We start from the raw sequence: 12632 nt of genomic DNA, 5'->3' as shown, positions 1-12632 counted from the left end.
GTACCCTTTGCAGGAGCCCGCTTGCTGGCGATGCAGGCGCCTCGGTGTTTCAGTAATACCGAGCAGATGCCATCGTATGCAAGCCGGCTCCTGGAGAGCCGGCCCGTGACCAAAGGAAGTGCTTACCAGGGAATGGTTTCGCCTTTGTAGTTAACGAAATGATGCCCACCCTTGCCGGCGTACGCATTGACCTGATCCACCAGCCCGCGGGTGCTGGTCTGCACGTCGATGTCGGCACCTTCACCGCCCATGTCCGTTTTCACCCAGCCCGGATGCAGCGACAACACCGTGAGTTTCTGCTCGCCCAATTGCGTGACAAAGCTGTTGGTCATGGAGTTGAGCGCGGCTTTACTGGCTTTGTACAAGGCCAGCTCAGGCGCGTCCGGCATGGTCACGCTGCCCAGCACCGAACTCATGAACGCCAGCACGCCGCTGTCGGGCTGGATCTGTGCGGCAAATCGTTGCGCCAGGTTGATCGGTGCTACCGCGTTGGTGAAGAACAGTTGCCCGACTTCGGCCAGCGTAGCGCCACCGGGCGTTTGCACGTCCGGGCCCTTGACCCCGGCGTTGACGAACAACAGATCGAACACTTCACCCTTGAGCTTCTGGCTCAGGGCAATCACGGCTTGCTGATCGTCCATGTCGAGTTTTTCGATGCGCACATTGCCCAGGGCCTGCAAGGCTTCGGCGTTCTGCGGGTTGCGCACGGTGGCAGTGACCTGCCAGCCATCGGCCAGCAGGGTTTTCACCAGGCCTAGCCCGAGGCCCCGGGAGGCGCCGATGATGAGTGCGGTTTTTGCCTTGGACATAGTGGCTTCCTTGATGAATGAGGATCACGGATTTAATGGACAACGCTGGCCGAGTCGTTGTTGCAACTGATGACGCAATTCGCCAAGTTCTACCATGCGCGCCTCGATCAGTTTGAGCTTGTCTTGCAGCAATTGAGTGACGGCACCGTCCGGATTGACGGCGGGGCGGTTCTTGTTTGCGGCCTGGCAGCTCAATGCCCTGCTGCAGGGGGGAAGCTCGTTGCTGGTGGTGTTCCTGGTGTTTGAATTGGCGTGGGGCATTGTCCAGGTGTTGCCTGTGAGCGCCCCATCGCGGGCAAGCCCGCTCCCACAATGGCCGAGTTGAACTCGATATTATCGGTCGGCACCAAACCCTGTGGGAGCGGGCTGGCCCGCGATGAGGGCCTGACAGTCACCCCTAACGCCCAGCCTGCCAAGGCTGCCCCAACGACACCGGCGCATACAACCGAGTGCGCACTGCATCCCGGGACAGCAGCACCAGCACCACGATGGTCGCGACATACGGCAGCATCGCCAGCAGGCTCGACGGAATCGCCAGCCCCAACCCCTGCGCCACCAGGTGCAGGATGCTGGCGAGACCGAACAGATAGGCGCCCAGCAACAGGCGCCACACCCTCCAGCTGGCAAACACCACCAGCGCCAGGGCAATCCAGCCGCGTCCGGCGCTCATGTTCTCGGCCCACATCGGCGTGTAGGCCAGCGACAGGTATGCCCCGGCCAGCCCGGCCATCGCCCCGCCGAACAACACTGCCAGGGTGCGCACGCCCAGTACCGGCAGCCCCATGGCGCTGGCCGCGTCGGGGTTTTCGCCAACGGCCTGAATGATCAGCCCCACGCGACTTTTCAAAATCACCCACGCCACCAGGCCAAACAACACAAAGGACAGGTATACCAGCAGGTCCTGGGCGAACAGCATGCGCCCGATCAGTGGAATCTCGCTGAGATACGGAATCGCCACCGGCTCGAATCCGGCCAGGGGTTTACCCACCCACGCCGCGCCGACAAAGGTCGACAGGCCCACGCCGAATATCGTCAGCGCCAGCCCGGTGGCTACCTGGTTGGCGTTGAAAACCAGAGCGACCAAGGCGAACAGTGAGGACAGCAGCATCCCGGCGAGCATCGCCAGCACCACTCCGAGCCACAGGTTGCCGCTGTTGAGTGCGACGATAAAACCGATCACCGCGCCAAACAGCATCATCCCTTCCTGGCCCAGGTTGAGTACGCCGCTCTTCTCGCAGATCAGCTCGCCCAGCGCCACCAGCAGCAACGGCGTGCCGCAGCGGATCATGGCGTAGAAAATATTGCTCAGCAGGTCGATGTCCATCACAGGGCTCCAGCGTGTGCGGCGGTGGCTGCGGCGCGACGGGCCCAGCGCAGGTTCAGGCGCGGTCGGTAGAGAATCAGCACATCACTGGCGAGCAGGAAAAACAGCATCATCCCCTGGAACAGCTGGGTGATCGCCTGCGGCAGATTCATGCTCATTTGTGCGCTCTCACCGCCGATGTACAGCAGGGCCATCAGCAGGCTGGCAAACAGAATGCCCAGCGGATTCAGGCGCCCGAGAAAAGCCACGGTGATCGCCGCGTAGCCGTACCCCGGCGAGACCTGCGGCACCAGTTGGCCGATCGGCCCGGTGACTTCGCAAACGCCAGCCAGCCCGGCCAAGCCGCCGCTGATCAACAGTGCCAGCCAGATCAGACGCTTCTCACGAAAGCCGACAAAACCGGCCGCGCGGGTGTCCAGCCCAAGGACTTTTATCTGGAAGCCGACGAAGCTTTTTTGCAGCAGCACCCACACGGTCACCAAGGCCAGCAGGGCGAAGTACACACCGGCGTGAACCCGGCCATCCTCCATCAACAGCGGCAGGCGGCTGGCGTCGCCAAACATCGCCGACTCGGGGAAATTGAAGCCTGCCGGGTCCTTGAGCGGCCCGTGCACGCAGAACAGCAACAGGTTGAGGGCGATGTAATTGAGCATGATGCTGGTGAGAATTTCGTTGGCGTTGAAGCGCGTGCGCAGCCACGCCGTCAGCCCGGCCCAGGCGGCACCGGCCAGGGTACCGGTGAGCAGGATCAGCGCCAGTGCCCAACGACTCTGCATATCAATGATGTTCACTGCCAGGGCACTGCCGGCCAACGCGCCGAGGAGCAGTTGGCCTTCGGCGCCGATGTTCCAGATTCGCGCCTGGTACGCCACTGCCAGGCCCAGGGCGCAGAGCAGGATTGGCAGCGCCTTGACCAGCAATTCGGAGACCCCATACAAATCGCTCACGGGGGCGATCAGTAGCGTGTGCAGGGTCAGGAGCGGGTCATGCCCCAGTGCGATAAATAACAACGAGCCGCAGGCCAGCGTGAGGACTGCCGCCAGTAACGGCGAGCACCACAACATCAGGCGCGATTGGCGGCCACGGGGTTCGAGAGAAAGCAGCATGAAAGACTCCGTTATACCGTCGCCGGTGCGGGTGAGCAGGAAGCGTCGAACTGGCCAGCCATCCAGCCGCCGACATCGATCAGGCGAGTGTCGACAGTGGCCCTCAGGGGCGACAGTCGACCACCGCAGAGCGCGCCGAGGCGGTCGCTGATCTGGAACAATTCGTCGAGATCCTCGGAGATCACCAGGATCGCTGCGCCGGCATCGCGTAAGGTGATCAGCGCCCGGTGGATGACCGCCGCCGCACCCACGTCGACGCCCCAGGTAGGGTGTGCAGCCACCAACAGCTTTGGTTGCTGCAGGATTTCCCGGCCGAGGATGAATTTTTGCAGGTTGCCGCCGGACAGGCTGCGCGCCGGGGTCTGGGTATCAGGTGTCTTGACGCCGAAGCGGCGAATGATCTCTTCAGCCAGGGCTTTGACCTTGCTGCGCTGGATCAGGCCGTTGCTCACCAGTCCCTGCTGGAAGGCGGTCAGCAGGGCATTGTCGGCCAGGCTCAGGTCCGGCACTGCGCCATGGCCCAGGCGCTCGGCGGGGACAAAGGCCAGGCCGAGTTTGCGCCGTACATCGGGGCGCAGATGGGCGACGGGTTTTGTGCTGAAACGGATGATGTTGCGGTCTCTGTGGGGCAGACGTTTCTCACCGCTGAGCAAGGCCAGCAATTCATCCTGGCCATTACCCGCAACCCCGGCGATACCGACGATTTCACCGCAGCGCACCGCAAGGTCGAGGTCTTTGAGCGAGCAGCCAAACGGATCCGGGTTGGCCCACGACAGGGCGCTCACGCCCAGGAAGACCTCGCCACCTTGCGCTTTCGGGTAATCGGTCATCAGCTCGGCAGCTTCCCCGACCATCAGCCGTGCGAGTTGCGGGTCCGAGCATTGCGCCGGAACGCAGTGCCCGGCTACTCGACCGCCGCGCAACACCGTGGCGCTGTGGCACAGGGCGCGAACTTCGCCGAGCTTGTGGCTGATAAACAGAATGCTGCAACCTTCGGCGGCCAGTCGCCGCAAAGTCATGAACAAATCGTCGGCTTCCTGGGGCGTCAGCACTGAAGTCGGTTCATCGAGAATCAGCAGTTTGATGTCCTGCATCAGGCAGCGAATGATCTCCACCCGCTGGCGCTCGCCGATCGACAGGCTGTGAACCAGGCGTTCCGGCTCCAGGGCCATGCCATAACGGCGTGACACTTCACGAATTTTCGGTTCGAGCTGTTTCGGCGTGCCGGCGGCGGCGCCCATTGCCAGGGCAATGTTCTGCGCCACGCTGAGGGTTTCGAACAGCGAGAAGTGCTGGAACACCATGCCGATCCCCAGCTCGCGAGCCTGCCCCGGGTTGCGCATGACCACCGGCTGCCCCTGCCAGATCATTTCCCCGGCGTCGGCCTGGCTAACGCCGTAGATGATCTTCATCAGGGTGCTTTTTCCAGCACCGTTCTCACCCAGCAAGGCATGGATCTCGCCAGGTGCGATGGTCAGGTCGATGGCGTCGTTGGCCAGGCAACCGGGGTAGCGCTTGGTGATTCTGCGCAGTTGCAGACGCGGTGTTCGATCAGGGATCGGCGCTTGGATAGACATGACAGGCTCGGTCGATTGAAGTTATGCCTGTGGATAAAGCAATTTCCTGGCCATTGAGTCAGGAAAATTCAAATAATCCTGAATCACAGGCCGTCAAGCCAATGCGCGGTCGGCAGCGCCTGCCGATCCGGGCACCAACAAGGGGCAGAGCCCTTGGTGACGCTGTGATTTCGCGCAGGAACATTTGGTTAAAAATCGATCAGTAGGCCGCAACCCATGCAGTATCTTGGGTCGCGACAGGAGTGAACGGGTTATCCACAGATTGCTCCACAGTATTTGTGCGCAAGCGCGAACACCGGGTATAAGCGCTGCTTTGCTTTCTTCTAAAGGACATAAACAGGGCTAACTGATTGTTTTAATGAGAATTTGCAGGTGTTATCAGCAGCATTGGACGAAAAGTGAACAAAGCCCGCAAAGCCGCATGACAGAAGGGTTACAGCCGTATGTGCTCAGGTTATCCACAGGCGGGTGCACAGTAGATGTGGGCAATTAGTGGTCGTCGGGAAATTGGGTGATGCCCTAAAAGATCGCAGCCTTCGGCAGCTCCTACGGGATCGGGGTGCCCATTGGATTGCGGCGCCAAGCAAATCCGCAGGCGTCCGGCAAGCATGCTCCTGCAAGGTGGCGCTTTACGTAGGAGCTGCCGAAGGCTGCGATCTTTTGATCTTAGCGCTCCAACACTATCCGCCCACGACTCAGATCCGCCAACAACGACTGCAGCGCATCGATCTGACGCTCACCCACCGCCAGCTGCAAATCCACCCCATTGCCGGTAAACGTCTCCTGCACCACCAGCCCGCCTAATTCCGCCACCCGAATCTTCACCAGGGCCAGCTCGGCGAAGCCGCACGCGCAGCTCACGGACACGCGGCTGATCAGTTCGATTTTTGCCGCCGCCTGCAGGCATTTGTTGGCGCCACCGCCGTAAGCCCGTGCGAGGCCGCCGGTGCCGAGTTGAATGCCGCCGTACCAGCGAATCACCAGGACTACCACCTGATCACAATCCTGGGCATCGATTGCCGCCAGAATCGGCCGGCCGGCCGTGCCGCCGGGTTCGCCGTCGTCGGTGCTGCGGTACTGATCGCCGAGTTTCCACGCCCAGCAGTTGTGCGTGGCGTTCAGGTCGCTGTGCTGCTCGATGAACGCCTGGGCGTCTGCCGGGCTGCTGATGGGAGCGGCCAGGGTGATGAAGCGGCTTTTGCGAATCTCTTCGCGATACTCGCAAAGCTCGCTGAGGGTATAAGGCATAGTGATCTTAAGTGGGGTGTCTTAAATAGCAGGCGTCACGCCGCAGCCCTTGAGGATGATGCGGATCAGGTTGTTGCCGGCGTCTTCCATGTCCTGCCTGGTCAACTTGCTACGGCCGGTTACGCGGCAGATCTGGGTGGAGAAGTCAGCGTAGTGCTGGGTGCTGCCCCACAGCAGGAAGATCAGGTTGACCGGATCTACCGGGTCCATCTTGCCGGCGTCGATCCACGCCTGGAACACCGCCGCCCGTCCCTGGAACCAGGCGCGATAATCCTGGTTGAAATACTCGGTCAGGCACTCGCCGCCACTGATCACTTCCATCGCGAAAATCCGCGAAGCCTGGGGCTGGCGCCGGGAGAATTCCATCTTGGCGCGAATATACCGCGTCAGCGCCTCAGCGGGCTCGTCTTCGGCTGTCAGGGTGTTGAAAGTGCTGTCCCACAACTCGATGATGTTACTCAGCACCGCCACGTACAAACCCAGTTTGTTGGTGAAGTAATAATGCAGATTCGCCTTGGGCAAGCCAGCATTCAGGGCGATGGTGTTCATGCTCGTGCCTTTGAACCCGTGACGGGCGAACTCGTCTTCGGCGGCTTTGATGATCGCCTCTTCGTTCTTCTGACGAATGCGGCTGGCGGGTTTGTCGCCGTGAGCAGGGACTTCAAAGGTCATAGTCACTTCCGAACAGGTAGGTGGGTGCAGCCAGAGCGTTGATAGCGCACCCACGGGTATCCGACAAGTCCTGTCTTGATAAAAGCCTTACAGCTGCTTGATCGGCTCGCTTTTGGGCAGGGCAGCGTCAGCCTGCGCGACGGATTTTGCTTCCGGCAGCAGCAGGCACATCAGGATGGCGGTCAGCCCGCCGCTGGTGATGGCCGAGTCGAACAGGTTTTGTACCAGTTTTGGCATCAGGTGCAACAGGTTGGGCTGCGCGGCAATGCCCAGGCCCACGCCGAAGGAAGTGGCAATGATCAACATGCTGCGCCGGTCCAGCGGTGCCTGGGCGAGAATGCGCACGCCGGCTGCCGCGACGCTGCCGAACATCACCAGGGTCGCGCCACCGAGTACCGGTTTGGGGATTTGCTGCAGCACTGCACCAATCAACGGAAACAGACCCAGACAAAACAACACGGCGCCGATGTACAACCCGACGTAGCGGCTGGCTACGCCAGTCAACTGGATCACGCCGTTGTTCTGCGCGAACGTGGTGTTGGGGAATGCGCTGAACGTCGCGGCAATCAGGCAGCTGACGCCATCGCCCAGGACACCACCCTTGAGCCTGTTGATGTAGGACGGCCCGCTGATCGGCTGGCGCGCGAGCATGCAGTTGGCCGTCAGGTCGCCAACGGTTTCGATGGTGCTGATCAGATAGATCAGGGCGACAGGCAGGAAGGCGCTCCAGTCGAAGCTGAAGCCGAACTTGAAAGGAAGGGGCAGGCTGACCAGGGGCAGGTCGGGCAAGGGCTGCGGCACCAGTTTGCCACTGAACCATGCAGCGAGGCTGCCCAGCACCAGGCCAATGATGATTGCCGACAGTCGGACCCAGGGCGTGTTCGAACGGTTGAGCAGGATGATCGTCAGCAAGACGAATACTCCCAGGGCCAGATTGCCCGGGGCGCCGAAGTCCGTGGCGTTGAAACCGCCACCCAGGTCAGTGATGCCAACCTTGATCAGGCTGATGCCGATCAGCGTGATCACGATACCGGTGACCAGTGGCGTGACCACACGGCGCAATTGGCCGATGAAGCGGCTCAGGACCACCTGGACCACCGCGCCGAAGAAACACACGCCGAAGATCATTGCGAGGATGTCCTCCGGGCTGCCACCCCGTTGCTTGACCAGAAACCCGGCCGACAACACCGCCCCCAAAAAAGCAAAACTGGTGCCTTGCAGGCAGATCATCCCGGCACCGATGCCGAAAGGCCTGCAAGCCTGGATGAAGGTCCCGACGCCCGACACCATCAGCGCCATGCTGATCAGGTACGGCAAATGGGCGGTCAAGCCCAGGGCCGAGCCAATGACCAGCGGCGGGGTGATGATGCCGACGAAACTGGCGAGCACGTGTTGCAGGGCGGCGAGGATCGCGGCCAGTGGTTGCGGGCGGTCGTTGAGGCCGTAGATCAGATCGCTGGGGTTGGAGGATTCTGGCTGCATGGACGAAGTTCTTCTTGAGCGGGTGACGGTAGTGTCATCCTGCAAAAAGCTGTCCAAGTGCTCAGGTTATTTGCCTTCAGGTTCTCTCCAGCCCTTTGATTACGATGCCTCAATGGATTTTTACCGGGTCGCGGCAAGGCTCTCCAGGAAGCTCTCCAGCACCAAATGGGGGCGACGGCCCTTGCGGGTGACCGATGCGAGGCTCAGGTCATAAAACCGCGCCTTGGGTTTTAGCGCGCGCAGGCGGCCTTGCTGCACCCAGAGGCTGGCGTAATGGTCCGGTAGATACCCGATGAAGCGCCCGGTAAGGATCAGGAACGCCATGCCTTCGCGGTCCGAGGCACTGGCGGTGCAATTGAGTGCCTGGTAGTGGGCCTGAATATCGGCGGGCAGGCGGAAGGTCGGGGCGATGGCGTCCTGGCTGTTGAGGCGCTCATCATCGAGCTGCTTGTCGTCGACATAAAACAGCGGATGACCGACCGCGCAGTAGAGCAGCGAGCGTTCGTCGTAGAGCGGCTGATATTCCAGCCCCGACAATGCGCTGGCCTGGGGCACGACGCCGACATGCAGGCGACCGTCGAGTACGCCTTGTTCGACTTCGTTGGGCGCGATCATGCGGATCTGAATCTGCACGTCGGGCCCGCGCTCCTTCAATTGGGCGAGGGCGTGGGTAATGCGCATATGGGGCAGGGTGACCAGGTTATCAGTCAGGCCAATCGTCAATTCGCCGCGCAGATGCTGGTGCAGACCATTGACCTCGGTGCGAAAACTTTCCAGCGCACTCAACAGCTGCAACGCCGACTGGTACACCTCGCGGCCTTCCTCGGTCAGGGAAAAACCGGCGCGACCGCGTTGGCACAGGCGCAAGCCCAGGCGCTGCTCCAGATCGCTCATCTGCTGGCTGATCGCCGAGCGACCGATGCCCAGCACCGACTCGGCAGCGGAGAACCCGCCGCACTCGACCACGCTGCGAAAGATCCGCAGCAGGCGGATATCAAAGTCGCTGACTTGCGCCAGTGGATCGGGGCGGCGTGTGCTCATGGGCGAATGACTCAAAGTTTAGTAATGGGCCGACTGAACATTAGAAAAGTTGGATTTCACAGACTTTATCTCCGTGGCAATTTAGCTGCAAGAACGCTTTTGATCTCTATGCCGCTTATTGCCCTACGAGGTTTTGCACATGAACATGCCCGAAAACGCCCGGTCGCCGCTGGCCAGCCAGCTCAAGCTGGACGCGCACTGGATGCCGTACACCGCCAACCGCAACTTTCAGCGTGATCCGCGCCTGATCGTTGCCGCCGAAGGCAGCTGGCTGACCGACGACAAGGGCCGCAAGGTGTATGACTCGCTGTCGGGCCTCTGGACCTGTGGCGCCGGGCACACTCGCAAGGAAATCCAGGAAGCGGTCGCCAGGCAGTTGGGCACCCTCGACTACTCGCCAGGCTTCCAGTACGGCCACCCGCTGTCGTTCCAGCTGGCAGAGAAAATCACCGACCTGACGCCGGGCAACCTGAACCATGTGTTCTTCACCGACTCGGGTTCGGAGTGTGCCGACACTGCAGTGAAGATGGTTCGTGCCTACTGGCGTCTGAAAGGCCAGGCCACCAAGACCAAGATGATCGGCCGCGCTCGCGGCTATCACGGCGTGAACATTGCTGGCACCAGCCTTGGTGGAGTGAATGGCAACCGCAAGATGTTCGGTCAGGCGATGATGGACGTCGATCATCTGCCGCACACGCTGCTGGCCAGCAATGCCTACTCCCGTGGCATGCCAAAGGAGGGCGGTATCGCCCTGGCGGATGAACTGCTCAAGCTGATCGAACTGCATGACGCTTCGAACATTGCCGCCGTATTTGTCGAGCCAATGGCCGGTTCTGCCGGCGTGCTGGTGCCGCCTGAGGGTTACCTGAAGCGCCTGCGCGAGATCTGCGACCAGCACAACATCCTGCTGGTGTTCGACGAAGTGATCACCGGTTTCGGCCGCACCGGTTCGATGTTCGGTGCCGAAAGCTTCGGTGTGACCCCGGACCTGATGTGTATCGCCAAGCAAGTCACCAACGGTGCGATCCCGATGGGTGCGGTCATTGCCAGTTCCGAGATCTACCAGACCTTCATGAACCAGGCGACGCCTGAGTACGCGGTGGAGTTCCCCCACGGCTACACCTATTCCGCGCACCCGGTGGCTTGCGCTGCCGGCCTGGCCGCACTCGACCTGCTGCAAAAGGAAAACCTGGTGCAGAGCGTGGCGCAAGTCGCGCCGCATTTTGAAAGCGCGCTGCACGGCCTGAAGGGCTCCAAGAACATCATCGACATTCGTAACTACGGCCTGGCCGGTGCGATCCAGATCGCTCCACGTGATGGCGATGCGATCGTGCGTCCGTTCGAAGCGGGCATGGCGTTGTGGAAAGCCGGGTTCTACGTGCGCTTCGGCGGCGACACCCTGCAGTTCGGCCCAACGTTCAACAGCAAGCCGCAGGACCTTGATCGCCTGTTCGACGCGGTCGGCGAAGTGCTGAACAAAATCGATTGATCGACTCTGTACCTGAATTGATTGGCCCACTACTTGGGACTGATTGACCGAACACTTGTAGGAGCGAGCTTGCTCGCGATGAACCAGAGGGCGCCGCGGTCATCCAGGCAGCCCACGTCATCGTTAGCCTCCATCGCTGGCAAGCTAGCTCCTACATATATAAGCAGGCGTTCCCAAGACGCCCGCGAACACATTTTCTGGAGCCCCGCATGAGCCTTATCCCGCATTTGATCAATGGTGAGCTGGTGACCGATAACGGTCGCACTGCCGACGTGTTCAACCCGTCTACCGGTCAGCCCATCCACAAGGTTCCATTGGCCAGCCGCGAAACCATTCAACAAGCCATCGACGCGGCCAAGGCTGCGTTCCCGGCCTGGCGCAATACGCCACCGGCCAAACGTGCCCAGGTGATGTTCCGCTTCAAGCAACTGCTGGAACAGAACGAAGCGCGCATCTCCCAGCTGATCAGCGAAGAGCATGGCAAGACCCTGGAAGACGCCGCGGGCGAACTGAAGCGTGGCATCGAGAACGTGGAATTCGCCTGTGCCGCTCCGGAAATCCTCAAGGGCGAGTACAGCCGTAACGTCGGCCCGAACATCGATGCCTGGTCGGACTTCCAGCCGCTGGGCGTAGTGGCGGGTATCACTCCGTTCAACTTCCCGGCAATGGTGCCGTTGTGGATGTACCCGCTGGCGATCGTCTGCGGTAACTGCTTCATCCTCAAGCCGTCCGAGCGTGATCCGAGTTCCACGCTGCTGATTGCTCAGCTGTTGCTCGAAGCCGGTCTGCCCAAAGGCGTGATGAGCGTGGTGCATGGCGACAAGTCCGCAGTGGACGCGCTGATCGAGGCGCCTGAGGTCAAGGCCCTGAGTTTTGTCGGCTCGACGCCGATTGCCGAGTACATCTATGCCGAAGGCACCAAGCGTGGCAAGCGCGTGCAGGCACTGGGCGGCGCCAAGAACCATGCGGTATTGATGCCCGATGCCGACCTGGACAATGCGGTCAGCGCACTGATGGGCGCGGCCTATGGTTCCTGTGGCGAGCGTTGCATGGCGATTTCGGTGGCCGTCTGCGTGGGCGACCAGGTTGCCGATGCGCTGGTGGACAAGCTGGTGCCGCAGATCAAGGCGCTGAAGATTGGCGCGGGCACTTCCTGCGGCCTGGACATGGGGCCACTGGTGACCGGTCAGGCACGGGACAAGGTCAGCGGTTATGTCGATGACGGCGTTGCTGCGGGCGCGAAGCTGGTGGTGGATGGTCGTGGCCTCAGCGTATCCGGTCATGAAGAAGGCTTCTTCCTGGGCGGTTGCCTGTTCGATCACGTCACCCCAGAGATGCGCATCTATAAAGAAGAGATCTTCGGGCCGGTGTTGTGCGTAGTCCGCGTCAACAGCCTGGAAGAAGCCATGCAGCTGATCAACGATCACGAGTATGGCAACGGTACTTGCATCTTCACCCGTGATGGCGAAGCGGCGCGGTTATTCTGCGACGAGATCGAAGTCGGCATGGTTGGGGTTAACGTGCCGCTGCCGGTACCCGTGGCGTATCACAGCTTTGGCGGCTGGAAGCGTTCGCTGTTCGGCGACCTGCATGCCTACGGTCCGGATGGTGTGCGCTTCTATACTCGCCGCAAGGCGATTACCCAGCGCTGGCCACAACGGGCGAGCCATGAGGCATCGCAGTTCGCATTCCCTAGCTTGTAAGCAGGGGACAAAGGCCGGCCCATTGGGCCGGCCTTTGTGTTTTCGGGGCTTTTTTGACTGATATGACAGATTTGTGAAAACAGCGCTTGACGGCAGATTTCAGATGTCTATAATTCGCCCCACTTCCGGCGCAGTCGAAACGGAAAACTCCTTGGTAAACAATGAGTTACGCAGTTTTGAC

General features: G+C 61.0%; 10 protein-coding genes and 1 pseudogene. 2 read left to right on the top strand and 9 right to left on the bottom strand.

The features are described 5' to 3' along the window. Positions 1–122 precede the first annotated feature (122 nt). From AAEZ05_RS09225 to AAEZ05_RS09185, 9 genes and pseudogenes are all read right to left on the bottom strand, one after another. On the bottom strand, positions 123–809 hold the full coding sequence (locus AAEZ05_RS09225) for an SDR family oxidoreductase (protein ID WP_045058187.1): 687 nt from the start codon (positions 807–809) through the stop codon (positions 123–125). Positions 810–833: 24 nt separating this feature from the next. Beyond that, positions 834–965, bottom strand: a pseudogene (locus AAEZ05_RS09220) (MerR family transcriptional regulator); the annotation flags it as partial. 241 nt (positions 966–1206) lie between these two features. Beyond that, entirely contained in the window at positions 1207–2133 is a 927-nt protein-coding gene (locus AAEZ05_RS09215; RefSeq protein WP_205894206.1) for an ABC transporter permease, read from the bottom strand. Continuing rightward, the gene (locus AAEZ05_RS09210; protein ID WP_350646990.1) at positions 2133–3239 is read right to left on the bottom strand and encodes an ABC transporter permease; all 1107 of its coding nucleotides are present in this window, start codon (positions 3237–3239) and stop codon (positions 2133–2135) included. Before AAEZ05_RS09210 ends, AAEZ05_RS09215 begins: the two co-directional genes overlap by 1 nt. 11 nt (positions 3240–3250) lie before the next feature. Beyond that, positions 3251–4816, bottom strand: coding sequence for an ABC transporter ATP-binding protein (locus tag AAEZ05_RS09205; RefSeq protein WP_350646988.1), 1566 nt, complete (start codon positions 4814–4816; stop codon positions 3251–3253). A gap of 666 nt (positions 4817–5482) precedes the next feature. Further along, positions 5483–6064: an IMPACT family protein gene (locus tag AAEZ05_RS09200; protein ID WP_350646986.1), complete on the bottom strand. Its 582-nt coding sequence runs from the start codon at positions 6062–6064 to the stop codon at positions 5483–5485. Positions 6065–6085: 21 nt separating this feature from the next. Next, positions 6086–6736: a TetR/AcrR family transcriptional regulator gene (locus AAEZ05_RS09195; protein ID WP_045058193.1), complete on the bottom strand. Its 651-nt coding sequence runs from the start codon at positions 6734–6736 to the stop codon at positions 6086–6088. Between the two features lie 87 nt (positions 6737–6823). Continuing rightward, positions 6824–8218, bottom strand: coding sequence for a uracil-xanthine permease family protein (locus tag AAEZ05_RS09190; RefSeq protein ID WP_350646984.1), 1395 nt, complete (start codon positions 8216–8218; stop codon positions 6824–6826). A 120-nt stretch (positions 8219–8338) separates the two neighbouring features. After that, positions 8339–9259 (bottom strand): LysR family transcriptional regulator, encoded by a 921-nt coding sequence (locus AAEZ05_RS09185; RefSeq protein ID WP_045058195.1) that lies wholly within the window; start codon positions 9257–9259, stop codon positions 8339–8341. A 139-nt stretch (positions 9260–9398) separates the two neighbouring features. Between AAEZ05_RS09185 and aptA the strand changes: the two genes are divergently transcribed. Further along, positions 9399–10748, top strand: a complete 1350-nt coding sequence (gene aptA, locus AAEZ05_RS09180) for an omega-aminotransferase AptA (protein WP_045058196.1) — start codon at positions 9399–9401, stop codon at positions 10746–10748. 209 nt (positions 10749–10957) lie between these two features. Then, complete coding sequence (locus AAEZ05_RS09175; RefSeq protein ID WP_122841669.1) at positions 10958–12451, top strand: CoA-acylating methylmalonate-semialdehyde dehydrogenase; 1494 nt, start codon at positions 10958–10960, stop codon at positions 12449–12451. The last annotated feature ends 181 nt before the right edge of the window (positions 12452–12632 follow it).

Source organism: Pseudomonas sp. HY13-MNA-CIBAN-0226, assembly GCF_040310305.1.
In the GTDB taxonomy this organism is placed as follows: Bacteria; Pseudomonadota; Gammaproteobacteria; order Pseudomonadales; family Pseudomonadaceae; genus Aquipseudomonas; species Aquipseudomonas gregormendelii.
This window is presented reverse-complemented; position numbering and strand designations above follow the sequence as displayed.